The 22,117-nt window shown below is 60.5% G+C and carries 19 protein-coding genes and 1 pseudogene; 5 read left to right on the forward strand and 15 right to left on the reverse strand.

From position 1 onward, the window contains the following. From BT116_RS28825 to BT116_RS28850, 6 genes are all read right to left on the reverse strand, one after another. A partial coding sequence (locus tag BT116_RS28825) for a transposase domain-containing protein (protein WP_170845980.1) occupies positions 1–245 on the reverse strand: 245 nt, incomplete at its 3' end. Between the two features lie 117 nt (positions 246–362). Beyond that, positions 363–1,064, reverse strand: a complete 702-nt coding sequence (locus tag BT116_RS28830) for an ABC transporter ATP-binding protein (RefSeq protein ID WP_003198474.1) — start codon at positions 1,062–1,064, stop codon at positions 363–365. Then, complete coding sequence (gene livG, locus BT116_RS28835; protein WP_072349086.1) at positions 1,065–1,832, reverse strand: high-affinity branched-chain amino acid ABC transporter ATP-binding protein LivG; 768 nt, start codon at positions 1,830–1,832, stop codon at positions 1,065–1,067. Continuing rightward, positions 1,829–3,085, reverse strand: a complete 1,257-nt coding sequence (locus BT116_RS28840) for a high-affinity branched-chain amino acid ABC transporter permease LivM (RefSeq protein WP_072349088.1) — start codon at positions 3,083–3,085, stop codon at positions 1,829–1,831. The genes livG and BT116_RS28840 overlap by 4 nt, the downstream gene beginning before the upstream one ends. Then, complete coding sequence (livH, locus tag BT116_RS28845) at positions 3,082–4,005, reverse strand: high-affinity branched-chain amino acid ABC transporter permease LivH (protein WP_014336891.1); 924 nt, start codon at positions 4,003–4,005, stop codon at positions 3,082–3,084. Before livH ends, BT116_RS28840 begins: the two co-directional genes overlap by 4 nt. 230 nt (positions 4,006–4,235) lie before the next feature. After that, on the reverse strand, positions 4,236–5,363 hold the full coding sequence (locus BT116_RS28850) for a branched-chain amino acid ABC transporter substrate-binding protein (protein ID WP_072349091.1): 1,128 nt from the start codon (positions 5,361–5,363) through the stop codon (positions 4,236–4,238). A gap of 338 nt (positions 5,364–5,701) precedes the next feature. On the opposite strand from BT116_RS28850, the gene BT116_RS28855 reads away from it, so the two are divergent. Next, positions 5,702–6,007: a DUF2288 domain-containing protein gene (locus BT116_RS28855; protein ID WP_072349093.1), complete on the forward strand. Its 306-nt coding sequence runs from the start codon at positions 5,702–5,704 to the stop codon at positions 6,005–6,007. Positions 6,008–6,243: 236 nt separating this feature from the next. Here the strand turns inward: BT116_RS28855 and BT116_RS28860 are convergent, their stop codons facing one another. After that, positions 6,244–8,421 carry a hypothetical protein gene (locus BT116_RS28860; RefSeq protein ID WP_072349095.1) on the reverse strand — a complete coding sequence of 726 codons (2,178 nt, stop codon included), beginning with the start codon at positions 8,419–8,421 and terminating at the stop codon, positions 6,244–6,246. 352 nt (positions 8,422–8,773) lie between these two features. Here BT116_RS28860 and BT116_RS28865 point away from each other — a divergent pair, with 352 nt between their 5' ends. Then, a complete protein-coding gene (locus BT116_RS28865) occupies positions 8,774–10,123 on the forward strand; it encodes a spinster family MFS transporter (protein ID WP_072349097.1) in 1,350 nt (449 codons plus the stop codon). A 195-nt stretch (positions 10,124–10,318) separates the two neighbouring features. On the opposite strand, the gene BT116_RS28870 is transcribed toward BT116_RS28865, so the two are convergent. Then, positions 10,319–11,854, reverse strand: a complete 1,536-nt coding sequence (locus BT116_RS28870; protein ID WP_092156503.1) for an MDR family MFS transporter — start codon at positions 11,852–11,854, stop codon at positions 10,319–10,321. A gap of 51 nt (positions 11,855–11,905) precedes the next feature. After that, the gene (gene pobA, locus BT116_RS28875; protein ID WP_072349101.1) at positions 11,906–13,096 is read right to left on the reverse strand and encodes a 4-hydroxybenzoate 3-monooxygenase; all 1,191 of its coding nucleotides are present in this window, start codon (positions 13,094–13,096) and stop codon (positions 11,906–11,908) included. 175 nt (positions 13,097–13,271) lie between these two features. Between pobA and BT116_RS28880 the strand changes: the two genes are divergently transcribed. Then, positions 13,272–14,165 carry a helix-turn-helix domain-containing protein gene (locus BT116_RS28880; protein ID WP_063322654.1) on the forward strand — a complete coding sequence of 298 codons (894 nt, stop codon included), beginning with the start codon at positions 13,272–13,274 and terminating at the stop codon, positions 14,163–14,165. A 7-nt stretch (positions 14,166–14,172) separates the two neighbouring features. On the opposite strand, the gene BT116_RS31175 is transcribed toward BT116_RS28880, so the two are convergent. The 6 genes from BT116_RS31175 to arcD (BT116_RS28905) form a co-directional block, all read right to left on the reverse strand. Continuing rightward, positions 14,173–14,349, reverse strand: coding sequence for a hypothetical protein (locus tag BT116_RS31175; RefSeq protein WP_162843733.1), 177 nt, complete (start codon positions 14,347–14,349; stop codon positions 14,173–14,175). A gap of 285 nt (positions 14,350–14,634) precedes the next feature. Next, the gene (locus BT116_RS28885) at positions 14,635–14,994 is read right to left on the reverse strand and encodes a DUF5064 family protein (RefSeq protein WP_072349103.1); all 360 of its coding nucleotides are present in this window, start codon (positions 14,992–14,994) and stop codon (positions 14,635–14,637) included. Between the two features lie 65 nt (positions 14,995–15,059). Next, positions 15,060–15,989, reverse strand: a complete 930-nt coding sequence (gene arcC / locus BT116_RS28890) for a carbamate kinase (protein ID WP_063322652.1) — start codon at positions 15,987–15,989, stop codon at positions 15,060–15,062. A gap of 149 nt (positions 15,990–16,138) precedes the next feature. Beyond that, a complete protein-coding gene (locus BT116_RS28895) occupies positions 16,139–17,149 on the reverse strand; it encodes an ornithine carbamoyltransferase (protein WP_072349105.1) in 1,011 nt (336 codons plus the stop codon). Positions 17,150–17,220: 71 nt separating this feature from the next. Further along, positions 17,221–18,477, reverse strand: a complete 1,257-nt coding sequence (gene arcA, locus BT116_RS28900; RefSeq protein WP_072349107.1) for an arginine deiminase — start codon at positions 18,475–18,477, stop codon at positions 17,221–17,223. A gap of 31 nt (positions 18,478–18,508) precedes the next feature. Further along, a complete protein-coding gene (gene arcD, locus BT116_RS28905) occupies positions 18,509–19,936 on the reverse strand; it encodes an arginine-ornithine antiporter (protein WP_072349109.1) in 1,428 nt (475 codons plus the stop codon). A gap of 395 nt (positions 19,937–20,331) precedes the next feature. Here arcD (BT116_RS28905) and arcD (BT116_RS28910) point away from each other — a divergent pair, with 395 nt between their 5' ends. Then, a complete protein-coding gene (gene arcD / locus BT116_RS28910; RefSeq protein ID WP_072349111.1) occupies positions 20,332–21,759 on the forward strand; it encodes an arginine-ornithine antiporter in 1,428 nt (475 codons plus the stop codon). Positions 21,760–21,877: 118 nt separating this feature from the next. Further along, positions 21,878–22,117 (forward strand): annotated as a pseudogene (locus tag BT116_RS31275) (IS4 family transposase); the annotation flags it as partial.

Genomic DNA, 22,117 nt, shown 5'->3' on the forward strand with positions numbered 1-22,117 from the left:
CCCGGCAACATGATGTTCATGCGACTGACCACATCCCAAGCAGACATGCGCCGGAAGAACGCCATGGAAATCACGCACCAGAGCATCATTTCCAGCGGCAAACGACGCTTGCGCAGCGTCGCCACACCGGCTTGTTCAAGCGCCTGTTCGACCAAAGAAGGGTCGAGCAAGGCATCTAATCCCTCGATGGCGTTGGGGGTAGAGGCGATGTTGTGGGTCAGTTCCAGTGCCCGAGCGAGACGCATAAAAAAATCCGATGCCAGTACAGGCATCGGATTTTGATTTCTTGCGGCCAAAGGTCAAGCGAGAAGGCTTAACTGACTGGCATTAGCCCGAAGGCCGTTTCTTTTACTGCGACAGGCTTAACCGCCCAGGTACGCCTCACGCACTTTCGGGTCGGTCAGCAGGGCTTCACCGGTGCCTTGCATCACTACGCGACCGTTTTCCAGCACGTACGCCCGGTCGGCGATTTTCAGCGCCTGGTTGGCGTTCTGCTCCACCAGGAACACCGTTACGCCGTCCTTGCGCAGTTGTTCGATGATGTCGAAGATCTGCTGGATGATGATCGGTGCCAGGCCCAGGGAAGGCTCGTCGAGCAGCAGCAGCTTGGGCTTGCTCATCAGCGCACGACCGATGGCGAGCATTTGCTGTTCACCGCCGGACATGGTGCCGCCGCGCTGGGTGAAGCGTTCTTTCAGGCGTGGGAAAAGGTGCAGGACCTTGTCCATCTGTTCCTGATAGTCGCCCTTGTCGGTGAAGAATCCGCCCATGGCGAGGTTTTCTTCCACGGTCAGCCGGGCAAAGACCCGGCGACCTTCCGGCACCACCGCGATGCTCTTGCGCATGATCCGTGACGAGTCCTGGCCCACCAGTTCCTCACCCATGTAGCGGATGCTGCCGCTGTGGGCCTGGGGCGAACCGCAGAGCGTCATCAGCAGGGTGGATTTGCCGGCGCCGTTGGCCCCGATCAGCGTGACGATTTCGCCCTGGCGGACTTCGACGTTGACGCTGTGCAAGGCCTGGATCTTGCCGTAGAAGGTGGAAACGTTTTCGAATTGCAGCATTTACGCTTCCCCCAGGTAGGCTTTGATCACTTCAGGATTGTCGCGGATCTGTTCCGGCGTACCGTCGGCCAGGGGCGTGCCCTGGTTGATCACGACGATGTGGTCGGAAATGCTCATGACCAGCTTCATGTCGTGCTCGATCAGCAGCACGGTGACGTTGTGCTCTTCACGCAGCACGCCGATCAGCGCTTTCAGGTCTTCGGTTTCCTTGGGGTTCAGGCCGGCGGCCGGCTCGTCGAGCATGAGGATCCGCGGACGGGTCATCATGCAGCGGGCGATTTCCAGGCGCCGTTGCTGACCGTAGGCCAGGGTGCCGGCGGGACGGTTGGCAAACTCGGTGAGGTTGACCTTGTCCAGCCAGTACTCGGCGTACTCCATGGCCTCGCGTTCGCTTTTGCGGAACGCCGGGGTCTTGAACAGGCCGGCAAAGAAGTTGGTGTTCAGGTGACGATGCTGGGCGATCAGCAGGTTCTCGACCGCCGTCATGTCCTTGAACAGCCGCACGTTCTGGAAGGTGCGTACCACACCCTTGCGGGCGATGTGGTGGCCGGGCAGGCCCTGGATCGGCTCGCCGTCCAGCACGATGGTGCCGCCGGTGGGCTGGTAGAAGCCGGTCAGGCAGTTGAACACGGTGGTCTTGCCCGCGCCGTTCGGCCCGATCAGGGCAACCACTTGCTTCTCTTTCACGGTCAGGGCCACGCCGTTGACCGCCAGCAAACCGCCGAAGCGCATGCTCAAGTTTTCGACTTTCAGGATCTCGCGGCTCATTTGCGCAGCTCCATGTGGGGGCGTTGCATAGGCAGCAGACCTTGAGGACGCCAGATCATCATCAGCACCATCAGGGCACCGAACATCAACATGCGGTATTCGCTGAATTCACGCATCATTTCAGGCAGCAGGATCATCACGATGGCCGCCAGGATCACGCCCAACTGCGAACCCATCCCACCCAGCACCACGATGGCGAGGATGATCGCCGACTCGATGAAGGTGAAGGATTCCGGCGTCACCAGGCCTTGGCGGGCGGCGAAGAAGCTGCCGGCAAAACCGGCGAACGCAGCGCCGAGGGTAAAGGCCGACAGTTTGATCACGGTTGGGTTGAGACCCAGGGCACGGCAGGCGATTTCGTCTTCACGCAGTGCCTCCCAGGCGCGGCCGATCGGCATGCGCAGCAGGCGGTTGATGACGAACAGCGCGGCCAGGGCCAGCAACAGGGCAACCAGGTAGAGGAAAATCACCTTGTTGATCGAGTTGTATTCCAGGCCGAAGTACTCGTGGAAGGTCTGCAGGCCTTCGGCGGCTTTACGTTCGAAGGTCAGACCGAAGAACGTCGGTTTCTCGATGTTGCTGATGCCGTTCGGGCCACCGGTGATGTCGGTCAGGTTGCGCAGGAACAGACGGATGATCTCGCCAAAACCCAGGGTCACGATGGCCAGGTAGTCACCGCGCAAGCGCAGGACCGGGAACCCCAGCAGGAAACCGAAGGTGGCGGCCATCATCCCGGCGATCGGCAGGCAGATCCAGAAGCTCAGGCCGAAGTAGTGGGACAGCAGCGCATAGCTGTAGGCGCCGACGGCGTAGAAGCCGACGTAACCCAGGTCCAGCAGGCCGGCCAGGCCGACCACGATGTTCAGGCCAAGGCCGAGCATCACGTAGATCAGGATCAGCGTGGCGATGTCCACCGCGCCGCGAGAGCCGAAGAACGGCCAGACCAGTGCCACGACGATCAGGCCCAGGACGATCCAGCGCTGGGTGGTCGGCAGGGTCAGGAAGTTGCTGGCCTTGGCCGGGATCACCGGCAGGCCGGGCGACGACTTCCACATGGCGCTGATCTGCGTGCTGAACAGTACCCGCAGGAACATCAGCAGCGAACACACGGCGATGGTCGCCAGGATGGCCGGGCTGGTGCCATGCACTTCCAGGTTGATACCGACGATGGTCAGTTTAAGACCCAGTACCGGGTAGGCCACGGCCCAGACCAGCAGGGCGCTGAAGAGCGCCGATTTGAGATGCCTAGTCATACTTTCTCAACCTCCGGGCGACCCAGGATGCCAGTCGGCCGGAATAACAGAACCAGAACCAACAAGCCGAATGCCACGACGTCCTTGTACTGGTCGCCGAAGATGTCGGCGCCAAAGGCTTCCGCCACGCCCAGTACCAGCCCGCCGAGCATCGCGCCGGGAATGCTGCCGATGCCGCCCAGTACCGCTGCGGTGAAGGCTTTCAGGCCGACGAGGAAGCCGGCGTTGGGGTTGATCACGCCGTATTGCATGCTCAACAGCACCGCGGCGATGGCCGCCAGGGCCGCGCCGATGACGAAGGTCAGGGCGATGATGTTGTTGGTGTTGATGCCCAGCAGGTTGGCCATCTTGATGTCCTCGGCACAGGCGCGGCAGGCGCGGCCCAGGCGGGAACGGGAGATGAACAGCGTCAGGCCGAGCATGGCGACCAGGGTCACCACGAACACCACGATTTGCATGTAGGAAATCAGCACTTCATGTGCCCCGCCTGGCCCGATGGCAAAGTTGCCCGGGATCAGGTTGGGAATGGATTTGTCCTTGGAGTCTTGCGAAAGCAGTACCGTGTTCTGCAGGAAGATCGACATGCCAATGGCGGAGATCAGCGGGATCAGACGGTTGCTGCCGCGCAAGGGGCGGTAGGCGATCCGTTCGATGCTGTAGCCATAGGAGCTGGTGACGACGATGCTCGCGATGAAAGCCGCGGTCATCAACAGCGGGACACTGTCGAGTCCCATCATGGCCAGCCCGGCGATGGCGATGAACGCCACGTAGGAGCCGATCATGTACACCTCGCCGTGGGCGAAGTTGATCATTCCAATGATGCCGTAGACCATCGTGTAGCCGATGGCGATCAGGGCATACGTGCTGCCAACGGTCAGGCCGTTAACCAGCTGCTGGAAGAAGTGATAGATGTCAGGCATTACAGCGCTCCTAAAAACCTGATACGCATTTCACTGGTGGAGTCATTTTCCCGCCCGGGTCCCGTGGATCTGCATCCACTTCGAACACGAGGTTTGCCAGCGAACCGCTGATGACGGTTTTGAGATTTTCAGGTGGGGAGGCTGGCGGATCACGCCAGCGCGGCCCAATACATTTAAAACAAAGCCCACGGCACGCCGTGGGCTTTATTGGCAGTCAGTCGGGCCAGGCCTTACTGAGGCGAAACTTCGGTTTTAGGTTTGCCGAAATGCCACTCGTAGACCACGAACTTGAAGTCTTTCAGGTCGCCCTTCTCGTCGAAGCTCAGATCGCCGGTCGGCGTCTTGAAGGTGCCGGCGTGGATGGCTTCAGCCACTTTGGCCGCGTCTTCGCTCTTGGCTGTGGTAATGGCCTGGGCAATCACCTGGACAGCGGAGTAGGACGGGAACACGAACGGACCGCTTGGGTCTTCTTTCTTGGCCTTGAACGCGTCAGCCAGGGCGACGTTGGCCGGATCCTGGTCAAAGGATTTCGGCAGGGTCACCAGCAGGCCTTCGGAAGCGTCCTTGGCGATTTGCGAGATGGAGTCGTTACCCACGCCTTCCGGCCCCATGAACTTGGCCTTCAGGCCTTTTTCCTGGGATTGACGCAGGATCAGGCCCAGTTCCGGGTGGTAGCCGCCGTAGTAGACGAAGTCGACGTTGGCTTGCTTGAGCTTGGCGATCATCGAGGAGAAGTCTTTGTCGCCGGCGTTCACGCCTTCGAAGACGGCTACTTTCACGCCTTTGTCTTCGAGGGTTTTCTTCACGGCGCTGGCGATGCCTTCACCGTACTGCTGCTTGTCGTGCAGGACCGCAACGATCTTCGGCTTGACGTGGTCGGCGATGTAGTTGCCGGCCGCAGGGCCTTGGGCGCTGTCCAGGCCGATGGTGCGGAAGATCATCTTGTAGCCGCGAGCGGTGATGTCCGGGCTGGTAGCGGCCGGGGTGATCATGACCACGCCTTCGTCTTCATAGATGTCCGAAGCCGGCTGGGTGGAGCTGGAGCACAGGTGGCCGACCACGAACTTGACGCCGTCGTTGACGACTTTGTTCGCGACCGCGACCGCTTGTTTTGGATCGCAGGCGTCATCGTATTCAACGGCGACCAGTTGCTTGCCGTTGACGCCGCCCTTGGCGTTGATCTGCTCGATGGCCATTTTGGAGCCACTGAATTGCATGTCGCCGTATTGGGCTACAGGGCCGGTTTTTGGGCCGGCGATGCCGATCTTGATGGTGTCGGCGGCGAACGAATGGCTGGCAACCCCGGCCAGAACCATAGCGGCAAACAGTTTGGAAATCTGCTTAGTAGCCTTAGTCATAGTGCTCCACTCATGCTGTTGTAGTTTTTATAGTCCTGGCGCCGTAGCAGCAGAACCGGGTCAGATATCTTGGATACCCTCGCGGAAAATGCCCCGGCAACTGTACCGGTACAGTGTAGAGCGCCGATTGTTGGCAAGGGAAGCTGGCGCTTGGGGGCAAAACCTGAGGGTGTCGCTTAATTGAAAGAAAAAGACAGAATGGCGGCGGGGTTTGTCCGGTCATATCGGCAATCCTTGGCTTTCCTGCGCTTTTCAATCGGTACTGCAATTGCTACCGGGTTTTTCTGCCAGACCACCGACGTTATCATTCGCGCCGATTTCTTTTCCGGACAGGTCCCATGAATCAAGAACCTAGCACCCTCTATGCCAAGCTGCTTGGTGAAACCGCATCCATCACCTGGAAAGAGCTGGAGCCGTTCTTTGCCAAGGGTGCCCTATTGTGGGTCGATCCGGCACTGGATTTGATCGCCGCCGCCGAGGCCGTCGCCCAGGACGAAGGCGACAAAGTCGCCGCCTGGCTGGCCGCCGACCAGCTCGCCAAGCTGTCTGAAACGCGGGCGCTGGATTTTCTGGAACGTGATCCGCAGCTTTGGGCGGTGGTGGTTTCGCCCTGGATTATGATCCAGGAAAGGGCGTCGAACTGATCGGCGCACCAAGTTGGTTCGTGTTCGGGTAAGCAAGAAAGTGTGTAGGTGAGTAGCGTGATGGCTTCCTGCCGTGGCGAAACGCCACAGGGCAGGGTGACGTATACGTAACGGGAACAGTTTATGGAGCAGCCTTTGGGCTGCTCAATTGTTTCTGGATGTTGTTCAGGTGCAGGATTCAGGGCCACTATCGCGAGCTTGCTCGCGATTGGAGGCTACACGGTGCTGCACCGGCCTCAGTAAGTCCTGCCAGTATGGTTATTCAAGGAAATGACCTTGGTCTTGCCAATGCGGTGACGGTAGATCTCGCGCAGGTACTTGATGGCCTTCTTCACGCAGTCGCGGGACAGGCGGATATCGTTGATCGAGACGAACTTGTCCTTGTCACTGATCAGCTCGCGATACTTCTTCTCGTACATCGGCTTGATCGCGTACCAGTTGGTGTCGAGGATCTTCGCCGGGTTTTCGAATTCGTTGAGCAGGTCGTCGATCCGTTCTTCGTCGAAGTCTTCATTGATGATGAAGTCCAGGATCGAGTTGTCCAGGGTATCGTCGAAGCGGTACGGGGTGCGGGCGAAGCAGCGTTTTATGAAGGCCACGATCAGGGTCAGGAAGTCATCCGACAGGCACGGACTCTTGGCGATCAGGGTGGTCAGCGACAGGTTGGCCGACGCGCCGATCACCAACGCGTAACGCTTGAGGGTGGTGTTGGGGAACAGGCTGTTGAGGTGGGTCTTGAGCCGGTTCAGGTCCATGTAGGACAGCTTGTAGTCCTTGGGCAGGGAGACGATGGACACCACCGACGAGCAATTCTTGAAGAAGTGCAGGTCATGCAGGGCCGCGGCGTCGTAGCCGGAATTCTTGTACTGCTCCAGCGAGGCGCGGTAGCGCTTGGATTCGATCGGAAGCAGGCTGATGCCTTCGATGGCCTGGGTGACTTTGTTGAAGTGCGGCAGGTCGATGGAGCGGAAGAACAGGTCGTCGATGTTCAGGCGCGGCGGCTCTTTCTCGAATACCTTGAACTTGTCACCGCTGGGCGCCGGGGTCTCCGGGACTACGGATTCGGCGTAGGCGATTGCCACCGGGCCCGCCAGGCTCATGAACAGGTCGTTGGCGTCCAGGCGAATGGTTTCGCCGATGTCGATGCCAGCACGGCGGAAATAGTTCTGGTCGTAGTCGGTGGTGACGGCCTGGGCCGTCAGGATGTTGAAGATCTGCTGGGAGATGTACTGGTTGGCGTGCTTCTCCATGGCATTGACATCAATGTTCTGGATGTTGCCGTCATCGCTTTCTTCGGCGTAGCGCATGATGTCGTTGGAGATCAGCATCATCGCGTTCCACGGGCGGATACGGCCCATCACGCTGGCTTCGCTGCTGTCTTCATTGGCGAAGTTGTACGAGAAATCCCACTCTTCCGACAGGTACTTGCACAGCAGGCGTCCGGCGTTGATGTGCAAGGCTTCGGACATTTCGCTGCGGTGGTCGGAAATGTTCGGCAGCACGCAGATGCCGCTGGTGAAGATCGGCTCGAAGACGAAGGAGTGGCCGCTCTTGCTGTCGTGTTCGTCCATCGGCTTGGTGTCGAACGTCTTGTTCATGTACGAGTACTGTTGGGCCAGGCCGAATTCCGAGGCCATGCCCGAACCGGTACCGCCGCCGGCGCTGAAGATCGAGAAGTACAGGCGCGACTGGTTGGCCTTGATGCCGCAGCTGTCGATCAGGTACGAGTGGATCATTTTCCAGTCGGGGCTGGAGAAGCGCTGGGTGTCCTTGTTCAGGATGATCTTGGCCAGGTACTGGCCCAGGATTGGCGCATTACCGGCGCCACCGGCGTGGACTTCCGAGAGGTCCATGATCTTCATCTTGCTGTAGTCGCGCAAAAAGCCGCTTTTCTCACCCTTGCGCGAAAAACGGATGCGCCCGGCGATGTCCTTGTCCAGGTCGCCGAGCATCACCAGCGGTTCCACCAGGAACACCGGTTTGCTGGCCTTGCTGGTGCCCAGGCGCAGGTTGTTGCGGATCCACTGCGCGGGGCTGTAGCCCTTGTCGCTGTAGCCTTTGTCTTCGGCGTTGAATTCGTTGAGGTAGAACTTGCGGGCGTTGTACACCAGCTCGGCCACGTCCAGGGCGATGTTGGAGCCGCAGCGCCCCAGGCCGATCAGGCAGACCGAGGGGAATTCCTGCTGAGTGCGGTCGCTCTCGTCCTCTACCAGATGGGGCGGTCGTGGGAACACCGCGTCGCGCAGGCCGTCGAGGTTGTCGAGGATGCGGTCGGTGTTGGTTTCGGTGAAATACAGATACTGCTGAGTCGACAGGGGACGCGAGCTGCTCGATGGTTTCGAGGCTTCAGGGCCATTGGCGGCTGGGCTCAGGGTCAGATCGGATACCGCAGTGGCTGTTTTTTTGGAAGTCATTGTGCGCCATATGCCTGAACTGGTTGGCTCGACGAGCGCTGTCATCGAACCATCGCGGATGGGAGCTCGCGTCCTGGATGGCGCGAAGGTCGGCCCCGAGCGTCCAGGGCTATAGCCTGGGGGGCAGCTCGAGAGATTCTTTCCTGATAGGTTGAATCGGCCACCGGCAGACGATCTTTAATCAAGAATGGGCGAAATGATGGCAATTGTTACAGGAAATTGACCGTCATCAAGAAACGCGCCGCTCGCCATGGGGGGGTATCAGCCTTGCGAATGATTGGAGACAGCCCGCGCGCCGCTGTCTAGATTGCAGATTCCGCTAATGCTCCATAACAATAAAAGAGACGGACCCATGCAGAACTCGACCCAAGCGGCGAATGCCTGGCGCATTCTGTTCCTGTTGTTTTTGGCCAACCTGTTCAACTTCTTCGACCGCACCATCCCGGCGATCATCATCGAGCCGATCCGCATGGAGTGGAGTCTCAGCGACTTCCAGATCGGCATCATCGGCACCGCTTTCACCATCGTCTACGCCATCGCCGGGTTGCCATTGGGACGCATGGCCGATACCGGTTCGCGCAGCAAGTTGATGGGCTGGGGCCTGGCGACCTGGAGCGCGCTGACGGCGGTCAACGGCCTGGTGGGCAGTTTCTGGGCGTTCCTGGTGGTGCGCATGGGCGTCGGGATCGGCGAGGCGAGTTATGCCCCGGCGGCCAACTCACTGATTGGCGATCTGTTCCCGGCCCATCGCCGGGCGCGGGCCATGGGCATCTTCATGCTGGGCCTGCCGATTGGCTTGCTGCTGGCGTTCTTCACCATCGGGGCGATGGTCAAGGCGTTCGACAGTTGGCGCGCGCCGTTCTTTATCGCGGCTGTGCCAGGCTTGGTGCTGGCGCTATTCATGTTCTTCATCAAGGAACCCAAGCGCGGCGCGGCGGAAACCGTGCAGGTGTCCCAGGAAAAGATCGACCGGCCGATCCGTCGGGTGCTGGCGATTCCCACGTTCCTGTGGTTGGTGCTGGCGGGGTTGTGCTTCAACTTCGCCACTTATGCCTGCAACTCCTTCCTGGTGCCGATGCTGCAACGCTATTTCCTGATGCCGTTGCACGAGGCGGCGGTGGCCACCGGGATCATGGTGGGCGTGACCGGGTTGTTCGGCTTGACCTTCGGCGGCTGGATCGCCGACAAGATTCATCAGCGTGTGCCCAGTGGTCGCTTGCTGTTCGCCGCGTTCAGCCTGGTGATCTCGACGCTCACCACTGCCTGGGCATTGCATGCCGGGCGCATTGAAATCGGCGTGTTCGTCGCAGTGTTCAGTGTCGGCTGGTTGTTCGCCTATACCTTTTATACCTGCGTGTATACGGCGATCCAGGACGTGGTCGAGCCGCGCCTGCGGGCCACGGCGATGGCGTTGTTCTTCGCCGGCCTGTACTTGCTGGGGGGCGGCCTGGGGCCGGTGGTGGTGGGCGGCTTGTCCGACTACTTCGCCCGCACGGCCATGGCCGCAGCCGGAGTCGAGCAGATGACAGAAGCGTTCAAGGCCATCGGCCTGCATGACGCGATGTACCTGATCCCGGTGGCGTTGTTGCTGACCATGGTGTTCCTGTTCCTGGCGTCACGTTGTTTTGTGCGCGATGCCAAGCGGATGAAGGAGGGGATGAGTGTGGTGGGGGAGCCGGGTGTGGTGCCGGCGACGGCCTAGTAGGGTCAGGCACGGGCTCTGTGGCGAGGGGATTTATCCCCGCTGGGCTGCGCAGCAGCCCCAAAGCCAATGTCGGGGTGTGTCAGATCGATTGAGTGCTTTTTGGGGGCTGCTGTGCAGCCCAACGGGGATAAATCCCCTCGCCACAGGATTTTGGTTGCCATAGGTGTGTTCCATCGCAGGTCTTGCTCCTGCCTACCGAATTTTTTCATCCCGTCCACGCAGTAGTTGATTGGGCATCACCACCGCCGCCGCCAGCCCCAGCAACGACACCGCCGCGCTGATCACCAGCAAATGGCGGAACGTCGCCTGCAATTCCTGGCGCAAGGCGTTCTGCGCCTCGCCCGGGGCGGCGTTCAGGCCGTCCAGCAAGACGCTGCCGGAATGCCCTTCACCGATCAACGACGAGCTGGCGAGCTGGGCGAAGCTGGGATCCTGCAGCAAGGCCAGCAGCAACGCTGACATCAGTGCCACGCCCACCGCGCCGCCAAGGGCGCGGAACAGGTTGGTGGTGCTGGTGGCGACGCCGATGTCCTGTTGGTGTACGGCGTTCTGCGCACCCACCAGTGACGTGGGAAACTGCATGCCGGAGGCGATGCCGCTGAGCAGCATGAACAGGCTGCTCAGCCAGAGCGCGGCGGGCGGGGTGAAGGCCATGCCGAGGATAGCGAACGGGAAGAGCAGGGCGCCGCTCAGGATCATCGGCTTGTAGCGCCCCGTGACCGAGGTCCGGCGTCCGGCGAAATACGCGCCGGCCGGCAGCCCTATCGCCAGCGGCAACAAGTGCAACGCCGCACTGTCGGCACCGGCGCCGGTCACGCTCTGGAAGCGCAACGGCACCAGCACCGTCAGGGAAATCGCCTGGAAGCTGGTGAAGAACACCGTGCACCAACACAGCACCGCATTGCGGTTGGCGAACAGGTGCATCGGCAACAACGGCTCCCGCGCCCGGCGTTCGTGCCAGGCGAACACCCCCAGCGCTGCGCCTGCGCAACCCAGCAATCCCAGCACGTCACGGCTGTGCCAGGCATGACCCTGGCCGACCTGGGTAATCCCCAGCAGCAGCGCCGTCAGGCCGATGATCAGCAACACGGTGCCCAGGTAATCAATGATCGGCGTGCGTTGCGGCACCGGCAGCCCGACCAGGCTGCGTCGGGCGACCCACCAGGCCACCAGGCCCAGCGGCAGGTTGATCCAGAACACCCAGCGCCACGACAGGTACTCGGTCATGTAGCCGCCGAGCACCGGCCCGGCCACGCTGGCCACCGCGTACATGCTGCTGAAATAACCCTGGTAGCGACCGCGTTCGCGGGGCGGGATGATGTCGCCGATAATCGCCTGGCTCACCGAAATCATCCCGCCGGCGCCGATGCCCTGGAAAATCCGCGCCAGCACCAATTGCTCCATGTCTTGTGCCAGGCCGCAGAACAGCGAGGCCAGGGTGAACAAGCCCATGCCGAACAGCATCAGCGGCCGGCGACCGTAGAGGTCACCGAGCTTGCCGTAGATCGGCACCGCCACGGTCATGGCGACCATGTAGCCGGAAATCACCCAGGCCAGCAGGCTGACGTCGGCAAACTGTGCGGAGATGGCCGGCATCGAGACGGCGACGATGGTCTGGTCCAGCGCACCCAGGAAAATCGCCAGCATCAGGGCTACCAGCACGCTGCGGATGGCCGGTTTTGGGGCTTGGAGCGTATTGAACTGAGTCAAGGCAGAACCTGCGGGCATCGCGCCGGAGAGGCAAAATGGACGAAACCCGCAGTTTAAGTCGATAGGCGACTATTCGATAGCCTCGTAAGGAAGTCCGACGTAATTTTCCGCGATGGTCTTGCGACCGGCCTCGGAGTCGACGAAATATTCCAGCTCGGCTTCGCTGATGCGCTGGTTGAAGGCATCCTCGTCGAAGCGGTGCAGCATCGAGGTCATCCACCAGGAGAACCGTTCGGCTTTCCAGACGCGCCGCAGGCAGATGGCTGAATACTTCTGCAGCAGATCCACACGGCCGTCGCGATAGACCTTGAGCAGGATGTTGAACAGCGTGCTGACATCGCTGGCCGCCAGGTTCAGCCCTTTGGCGCCAGTGGGCGGGACGATGTGGGCCGCATCGCCCACCAGGAACATTCGCCCATACTGCATCGGCTCGACCACGAAGCTGCGCAGCGGGGCGATGCTTTTCTCGATGGACGGGCCGGTCACCAGGGCGGCGGCCAGGTCGGCGGGCAGGCGGTTTTTCAGTTCGCCCCAGAAACGCTCGTCCGGCCAGTCGGTCACTTGTTCCTCGGCGGGCACTTGCAGGTAATAACGGGTGCGGGTCTTGGAGCGCATGCTGCACAAGGCAAAACCGCGCGCGTGGCGAGCGTAGACCAGTTCTTCGTGGACCGGCGGGGTATCGGCCAGCACGCCGAGCCAGCCAAACGGGTAGACGCGTTCGAAGACTTTGAGTTTTTCCGCAGGAATGGACTGTCGCGCCACACCGTGGAAACCGTCGCAACCGGCAATGTAATCGCAGTCCAGGCGCCAGGTTTCTCCTTCATGCTCGAAGGTCACGAAAGGGGTTTGGGTTTGCATGTCGTGGGGTTGGGCGTTGCTGGCCAGGTACAGGGTCCGGGCGCCGGCGGCTTCGCGGGCGGCCATCAAGTCACGGGTCACTTCGGTCTGACCGTAGACCATGACATTTTTACCACCGGTCAGGCCCTTGAGATCGATGTGCACCCGTCGATCGTTGAGCACCAGTTCAAAACCATCATGGGGCAGGCCTTCGGCGTCCATGCGCTGGCCAACGCCGGCCTGGCGCAGCAGTTCGACCATGCCTTGCTCCAGCACGCCGGCGCGGATGCGGCTCAGTACGTATTCCGGGGTCTGGCGTTCGAGGATGACAGTGTCGATCCCGGCGTTGTGCAGCAACTGGCCGAGTAGCAGGCCAGAGGGGCCGGCACCGATAATAGCGACTTGGGTCTTGAGGGTTTTCATTGTTGTTATGACTCGCACGAAGCACGCGACCAGGGTCGGTGTTGATTATTAGAAATCGAGTGCCTACATTTTTCGCTTGCGGACCTGTCAGTTGAAGGGGAAAACTGAGCCGATACCTGTTCTTTTTGCCAATTGGTGCGATTATCGCCCGCAACCCCAGGCCCGGATCCACGTTATGAAAAAACCTGACCTGCCTTCGATCCCGGTATTCAAGCTCTATGGCGAGAGCCAGGAATGGCCGACGCCGGACTTGTTGCACTGCGAGACCATCTCCAAGCGCAGCCGCGAGCATCAATGGGAAATCAAGCCCCATCGGCATGCCGATCTGTGCCAGTTGTTGTTTGTCTTCAAGGGCCAGGCGGAACTGGAAATCGAGGGCCGGCGCACGTTACTCACCGAGCCGGCCGTGCAGATCCTGCCGCCGCTGTCGGTCCATGGCTTTCGTTTTTCCGAGGATGTGGAAGGTTACGTGGTGACCCTGGCGGCGCCGCTGGTCACGCACCTGCAAGCGCAACTGGGGCATTCGGTCAACGTCCTGGCCCAGGCCGAAAGCTACCCCGCCCTCGAGAATGCCGAGTACCTCAACAGCCTGTTCAGCGCCTTGCAGAATGAGTACGTGGGGCATCAACCGGCGCGGGAAATGCTGATGCATGCGCTGGTCAGCGTGATCATGGTCTGGGTCAGCCGCCAGGTGATGCAGCGACACACCCAGGCCCAGCGCCCGCAACGGGCCCGGGAATACCTCAACGGCTTCATCCAGTTGGTGGAAGAAACCTATCGCGAGCACGTCAAGGTCGAAGACCTGGCCCACCGCCTGGGCATTTCCGTGTCGCACCTCAACGGCACCTGCCGGGAACTGGCGGGGCAACCGGCGCTGCAGATCATGCATGAGCGTCAGTTGCTGGAGGCCAAGCGCCTGCTGACCTACACCGGCATGACCATCTACGAGATTTCCGAAATGCTCGGGTTTTCCGATCCGACCAACTTCACCCGGCTGTTCCGCCGACGCGTCGGCATCTCGCCCAAGACGTTCCGGGACCGGCTCAAGACCGATCAACAGGACGACTGACCACGCCTCAGCGCAGGGCGTTCAGGGTTGCGCTGTGGGGGATGCACCGTTCGAAGTTGCAACTGGCGTATTCACGGGGCAGTTGCCTGGCCTGCTCGACCCGGTAGGCCGCAGTGCCGTACAGCGCGAGCGTGGCGGCGCAGGTGACAAAAATGGCGAGGCGTCTTCTTGTTTTAATGTTCATGGCGGTGACCTCTGAACGAATACCCGGGGGTACTACTTTCAGAATAGGTCAGCCGTGGCGAGTTGCCAGTCAGGCAGCGAGTATGTTTAACCCGATATTCAGAGCGCTGATAACCCGGTGGGAACCCAGTTCCTTGAGGATGAATGCAGTGCTTTTTGGTGGCGAGGGAGCTTGCTCCCGCTGGGCTGCGCAGCGGCCCCAAGATGTTGCGGTCGCTGCGCAACCGAGCGGGAGCAAGCTCCCTCGCCACAGGTCCACTTCAGCAATGGAAGTGTTCTGAGCCTGTTATTCCAGGTGCTCTGGCTTCATCGGGTCGCCCGGCTTGACGTCCAGTTGCTTGCGCACGTCTTCGAACATTTCGTCGTAGTACTTGTGCATCGAGCCGATGCTCGCGGTCTTGGGCAAGCCATACTTCTGGGCGATGCGCGTGGCGTGGCGGGCGAAGTCGAAGGCCTGGTCCTTGGCCAGGAAGAATGTCTCGTCCAGTGACTTGTCTTCGACGGTTCCGTGCACCCGGAATGACATGCCCGTGCCTTCCTTGCCGTCCTGGTCGACCTTGTAGTCGATGCACAGGTTGTAGCTGAAATCATCCTTGTTCAGCGCATGGCGCTCCATGTGCAGGTGTCCGGGTTCGAACATGGCCATAAGCAACTCTCCTTTGAAGGCATGGGGAGTAGGGCAGACCCTCGATCCGCCCCGCAAGTTTCCTGTTATCGATAAGCGATGCCAGGTGTCGCCGTGCTGATACGGGTGCCGGCCTTGCCCAGGACGATCGCGTCGATGTCCGAGAGTGAACCGATCACCGCGACCTTGCCAGTGTTGCGCGCGAATTCGCAGGCTGCCTGTACCTTCGGCCCCATGGAGCCGGCGGCGAAGCCGAGCTTTTCCATTTCGTCGGGGTGGGCCTGGGCGATGGCTTTCTGGGTCGGCTTGCCGAAGTCGATGAACGCGGCGTTGACGTCGGTGGCGATCACCAGCAGATCGCTTTCCAGCTGTTCGGCCAAAAGCGCCGAGCACAGGTCCTTGTCGATGACCGCTTCCACGCCTTGCAGCTTGCCGTCGGCGTCGTACATCGTCGGGATGCCGCCACCGCCGGCACAGATCACGATACTGCCCTTTTCCAGCAGCCATTTGATCGGGCGGATTTCAAAGATGCGCTTGGGCCTGGGGCTTGCGACCACGCGACGGAACTTGTCGCCGTCCGGGGCGATGGCCCAGCCTTTTTCGGCGGCCAGTTTCTGCGCCTCTTCCTGGCTGTAGACCGGGCCGATGGGTTTGGTGGGTTTTTGGAAGGCCGGGTCGTTGCCGTCCACTTCAACCTGGGTCAGGAGCGTGGCGAAGGGGACTTCGAAGTCCAGCAGATTGCCCAGTTCCTGTTCGATGATGTAGCCGATCATGCCTTCGGTTTCGGCGCCGAGCACGTCCAGCGGATACGGCGTCACCGAGGTGTAGGCCGCCGCCTGCAACGACAGCAGGCCTACCTGCGGGCCGTTGCCGTGGGCGATGACCAGTTGGTTGCCGGGGTGGATTTTCGCGATCTGTTCGGTCGCGGTGCGGATGTTGATGCGTTGATTGTCTGCGGTCATGGGTTCACCCCGACGCAGGAGGGCGTTACCGCCCAGGGCAACGACGATACGCATGGTGTTGTCCTTTCAAAAAATGGACGAACAACGCGGTCCCTTGTGGGAGCGAGCTTGCTCGCGATGACGGCGGCACATCCAACATTGATGCAAGATGACACTCCGCCATCGCGAGCAAGCTCGCTCCCACAGGGATTCGCGTTGGGCCTTTAGATATCCGCCAGCGCCGAGACCAGGATCGCCTTGATGGTGTGCATGCGGTTTTCCGCTTGCTCGAAGGCGATGTTGGCCGGCGACTCGAACACCTCCTCGGTCACTTCCACGCCATTGGCCAGGTTCGGATAACGGTCGGCGATGTCCTTGCCGACCTTGGTTTCGCTGTTGTGGAACGCCGGCAGGCAGTGCATGAACTTCACTCGCGGATTGCCCGAGGCTTTCATCATCTGCGCGTTGACCTGGTAGGGCAGCAATTGCTCGATGCGCTCATCCCAGGCTTCCACCGGCTCGCCCATGGACACCCAGATGTCGGTGTGGATGAAGTCCACGCCCTTGACGGCTTCCTTCGGGTCTTCAGTGATGGTGATGCGCGCGCCACTTTCGACGGCGAAGGCCTGGCACTGGTCGATGAAATCCTGGTGCGGCCACAAGGCTTTTGGCGCGCCGATGCGCACGTCCATGCCCAGCTTGGCGCCGATCATCAGCAGCGAATTGCCCATGTTGTAGCGGGCATCGCCCAGGTAGGCATAGCTGATGTCATGCAGCGGCTTGTCGCTGTGTTCGCGCATGGTCAGGGTGTCGGCGATCATCTGGGTGGGGTGGAATTCGGCGGTCAGGCCGTTGAATACCGGCACCCCGGCGAACTTGGCCAGTTCCTCGACGATCTCCTGTTCGAAGCCCCGGTACTCGATGGCGTCGAACATCCGCCCCAGGACCCGGGCGGTGTCTTTCATGCTTTCCTTGTGGCCGATCTGCGATGACACCGGGTCGATGTAGGTGACGTGGGCGCCCTGGTCATGGGCCGCGACTTCGAAGGCGCAGCGGGTGCGGGTCGAGGTCTTTTCGAAGATCAGCGCGATGTTCTTGCCCTTGAGGTGCGGTTGTTCGGTGCCGGTGTACTTGGCTCGCTTGAGGTCGCGGGACAGGTCCAGCAGAAAGTGCAGCTCGCGGTTGGTATGGTGCATCAGACTCAGCAGGCTGCGGTTGCGCATGTTGAAAGCCATGATGTGGATCTCCTCAGGTGTAGGTTATCCCCTGGGTGGGTATCGGATCGATACCGGCCCAGGCTCAAAGGTCAGTAATCGATCGGGTCGCGGATGATCGGGCAGGTCATGCAGTGACCACCGCCCCGGCCCCGGCCCAGTTCGCTGGCGCTGATGGTGATGACTTCCACACCGGCCTTGCGCAGCAGGGTGTTGGTGTAGGTGTTTCGGTCGTAGCCGATCACCACGCCCGGCTCCACGGCCACCACGTTGTTGCCGTCGTCCCATTGTTCGCGTTCGGCGGCGAAGCTATTGCCGCCGGTTTCCACCACGCGCAAGGCCGGCAGCTTGAGGGCGGCGGCCACGGTATCGAGGAAGCTGCCTTCTTCGCGGCGTACGTCGATGCCGCCGGGCTTGCTCTCGTCAGGGCGCAGGGAGAAGGCGACGATCTGGCTCACCACTTCGGGGAAAATCGTGACCAGGTCGCGGTCGCAGAAGCTGAACACGGTGTCCAGGTGCATGGCCGCGCGGGATTTCGGCAAGCCGGCGACGATCACCCGTTCCACGGCCTTGTGCTTGAACAAGTTCAGCGCCAGTTGGCCGATGGCCTGGCGGGACGAACGTTCGCCCATGCCGATCAGCACCACGCCGTTGCCGATGGGCATCACATCGCCGCCTTCGAGGGTGGCGTTGCCGTGCTCCTGGTCGGGGTCGCCGTACCAGACCTGGAAGTCGGCGTTCGTGAACTCGGGATGGAATTTGTAGATGGCGCTGGCCAGCAGGGTTTCCTGGCGGCGCGCCGGCCAATACATCGGGTTCAGGGTCACGCCGCCGTAGATCCAGCAGGTGGTGTCGCGGGTGAACTGGGTGTTGGGCAGCGGCGGCAGGATGAAGCTGGAGTGCCCGAGGAAGTCGCGGAACATCTGGATGGTCTTGCCACCGAAGCTGTCCGGCAGGTCGTCGGCCGAGACGCCGCCAATCAGGAATTCGGCGATATGGCGCGGCTCCAGGCTGCGCAGCCACGAGCCGACTTCGTTCACCAGGCCCAGGCCCACCGAGTTGGCGGTGATCTTACGCTGCAGGATCCAGTCGAGGGCTTCGGGGATGGCGACGATGTCGGTCAGCAGGTTGTGCATCTCGAGCACGTCGATGTCGCGCTCGCGCATCTTGGTGACGAAATCGAAATGATCGCGCTTGGCCTGGTTGACCCAGATCACATCGTCGAACAGCAGCTCGTCACAGTTGTTCGGGGTCAGCCGCTGGTGGGCCAGGCCTGGGGAACACACCATGACTTTACGTAATTTGCCGGCTTCGGAATGCACGCCGTATTTCACTTTTTCCGTGGTCATTACAAATCCTCCAGTTAGAACAATCAGCCAACTACAAGGTCAGGAAGCCGTCGTAGAGCCCGTAGGCCGCCACCAGGGCGCCTGCGATCACTGCGGCGAAAATCAGCTTCTCGACAGAGGTGAAAACCGGTTTGCCCACCTCGCGCTTGGCCTTGGCGAACAGGATCGCGCCGGGGGCATAGAGCAGGGCGGAGAGCAGTAGGTACTTGATCCCGCCGGCATAGAGCAGCCACACCGCGTAGATCAGGGCGATGGCGCCGATGACCAGATCCTTGCGCCGCTCGGCCGCGAAGCCTTCGTAGGTTTCGCCGCGTACCGCCAGCAGCACGGCGTAGGCCGCCGACCACAGGTACGGCACCAGGATCATCGAGGTGGCGAGGTAGATCAGTGACAGGTAGGTGCTGGCCGAGAACAGGGTGATGACCAAAAACAGCTGGACCATTGCGTTGGTCAGCCACAGGGCGTTGGCCGGTACGTGGTTGGCGTTTTCCCGGCGCAGGAACTCGGGCATGGTGTGGTCTTTGGCGGCGGCGAACATGATCTCGGCGCACAGCAATACCCAGGACAGCAGGGCGCCGAGCAGCGAGATGATCAGGCCGACGCTGATCAGCACCGCGCCCCAGTGCCCTACGACATGCTCCAGCACGGCGGCCATGGACGGGTTCTGCAACTTCGCCAGTTCAGGTTGGGTCATGATGCCCAGGGACAACACGTTCACCAGTACCAGGAACAGCAGTACGGTGATGAAGCCGATGACGGTGGCCTTGCCCACGTCGGTACGTTTCTCTGCGCGGGCGGAAAAAATACTCGCGCCCTCGATGCCGATGAACACCCACACGGTGACCAGCATCATGTTGCGCACCTGATTCAGCACGCTGCCCAGGTCTGGATTCTTCAAGCCCCAGATGTCGGCGGTGAAGATATCGAGCTTGAAGGCGAACACCGCGATCAGCACGAACAACACCAGCGGCACGACCTTGGCCACGGTGGTGACGAGGTTGATGAACGCGGCTTCCTTGATGCCGCGCAGCACCAGCCAGTGCACTGCCCACAACAACACCGAGGCGCCGATTACCGCCGCTACGGTGTTGCCTTCACCAAAGATTGGGAAGAAGTAGCCCAGGGTGCTGAACAGCAGCACGAAGTAGCCGACGTTGCCCAGCCAGGCGCTGATCCAGTAACCCCAGGCGGAGGAGAAACCCATGTAGTCGCCGAAGCCGGCCTTGGCGTAGGCATACACCCCGCCGTCCAGATCGGGTTTGCGGTTGGCCAGGGTCTGGAACACGAAGGCCAGTGTCAGCATGCCGACGGCGGTGATGGCCCAGCCGATCAGCACCGCACCGACGTCGGCGCTGGCGGCCATGTTTTGTGGCAGGGAAAAGATCCCGCCGCCGATCATGGAGCCGACAACCAGTGCAACCAACGCACCTAATCGAAGTTTTCCGGGCGTATCAGACATTTGCGAGACTCCAGTGCAGGAGAAGAGAGTCAACAGACTAAGTCGATTTGAAAGTTGAATAGCTGATCTGGATCAGTGCATGACAACATTCCATTGTTAATGAAGGAGTTGACACCGTCCGTTGGTGTCTTGAAGTTGCTCGAAAGGCCCGTTTCAGGGCCTTTGGCAAAGGCTTTGGGAAGGTTTTATTGCCGCAGGATTATTCACGCTAGTTTGTTTTCACTGAGTCGAAACTATTTTGTAGGCTGCGTTCGTGACAATAATGTTGGGGTGTCATGGTCTTTTTAATTAGGGCCTTGGAGAATGGCCGGGTCATAAGCTTTTGGACTTTGTGTGGATGACGTTATTCAAAAACGTTATGTCGCTTTATTTACTTAATTTAATAGTGAGAGAAAATGCCGCAGCCGATTGAAAAGTTGCCACTGGGCGCACTGATCGCACTGGTGGTGGGGTCAATGATCGGCGGCGGGATTTTTTCCCTGCCGCAAAACATGGCGGCTCGGGCCGATGTCGGTGCGGTGCTGATCGGCTGGTCGATTACCGCCATCGGCATGCTGACCCTGGCCTTCGTGTTCCAGACCCTGGCCAATCGCAAGCCGCAATTGAATTCGGGCGTGTACGCCTATGCCAAGGCCGGCTTCGGTGACTATATGGGCTTCTCGTCTGCCTGGGGCTACTGGATCAGCGCCTGGATGGGCAATGTCGGTTACTTCGTGCTGTTGTTCAGTACCTTGGGCTATTTCTTCCCGGTGTTCGGCCAAGGCAACACACCGGTGGCCATCGGCTGTGCCTCGTTGTTGCTGTGGGCGGTGCATTTCCTGGTGCTGCGCGGGATCAAGGAAGCAGCGTTCATCAACCTGGTGACCACCATCGCCAAAGTGGTGCCCTTGGTGATGTTCATTGTCATCGCCGCGGTGGCGTTCAAGGCCGAGGTGTTCACCCGCGATATCTGGGGCGCGATGAATCCGGACCTGGGCAGTGTGATGGACCAGGTGCGCAACATGATGCTGGTGACGGTGTTCGTGTTTATCGGCATCGAAGGCGCCAGCGTCTATTCGGCACGGGCAGAAAGACGTCCGGACGTAGGGCGTGCGACGGTGATCGGGTTTCTCGGGGTATTGGCGCTGCTGGTGCTGGTGAACGTGTTATCCCTGGGGATCATGAGCCAGCCGGAACTGGCACAGTTGCAGAACCCATCCTTGGCCGGCGTCCTGGAGCACATTGTCGGGCCCTGGGGCGCGTTGCTGATCAGCCTGGGGCTGGCGGTTTCACTGCTGGGAGCCCTGCTGTCCTGGGCGCTGTTGTGCGCAGAAATCCTCTACGCCACCGCCCGGGACAAGACCATGCCGGCGTTCCTGACCAAGGAGAATGCCAACCGTGCGCCGGTCAACGCGCTGTGGCTGACCAATGGCATGATCCAGCTGTTTTTGCTGATCACTCTGTTTTCCGCAGGCACCTACACCAGCCTGATCTACCTCGCCTCGTCGATGATCCTGGTGCCGTACCTGTGGTCGGCGGCTTATGCGGTGCTGCTTTGCGCCCGGGGGGAAACCTACGAACAGGGCTCGGCACGGCGCATGAAAGACCTGGGCATCGGTGGCGTCGCGCTGTGCTATGCGGTGTGGCTGCTGTATGCCGGAGGCGTGAAATACCTGCTGCTGTCGGCGCTGTTGTATGCGCCGGGGGTGATCCTGTTTGCCCAGGCCAAGCGCGAGCAGCGACAGCCGTTGTTCACCCATGTGGAAAAGGGAATTTTTGCTTGCGTGATGTCAGGGGCGGGCGTGGCGGCGTATGGGTTGTACAGTGGGTTTTTGGCGTTGTGAGGCTACCACGTTGTCGAGGCGGACTCTTGTGGCGAGGGGATTTATCCCATAGGCGCTAACCAAACTCCAAAAATAGTAAACTGATCCGCAATTGAGATGAGTTGCAAGGAAAGCAAGTGTGACACCAGGACTAGATGAAGATTGGCCAAAGCTGTTAGCGCTATTGCCTGCGGGATGGGAAGCCAAGGCCAGGGAATTGGGGGCGTTGAAGTTCGGGCGCCGTTTCACCCCAGAGACTTTATTACGCACCCTATTGCTGTATCTGAGCAGCGATTGTTCGATGCGCGAAACGGCGGCGCGAGCCGACGTAGAATTGTCGGATGTTGGCTTGCTCAAACGAGTCGATAAATCGGGGAAT

Origin of the sequence: Pseudomonas sp. NFACC16-2 (assembly GCF_900119205.1) — a bacterium.
GTDB classification, from domain to species: Bacteria; Pseudomonadota; Gammaproteobacteria; order Pseudomonadales; family Pseudomonadaceae; genus Aquipseudomonas; species Aquipseudomonas fluorescens_Q.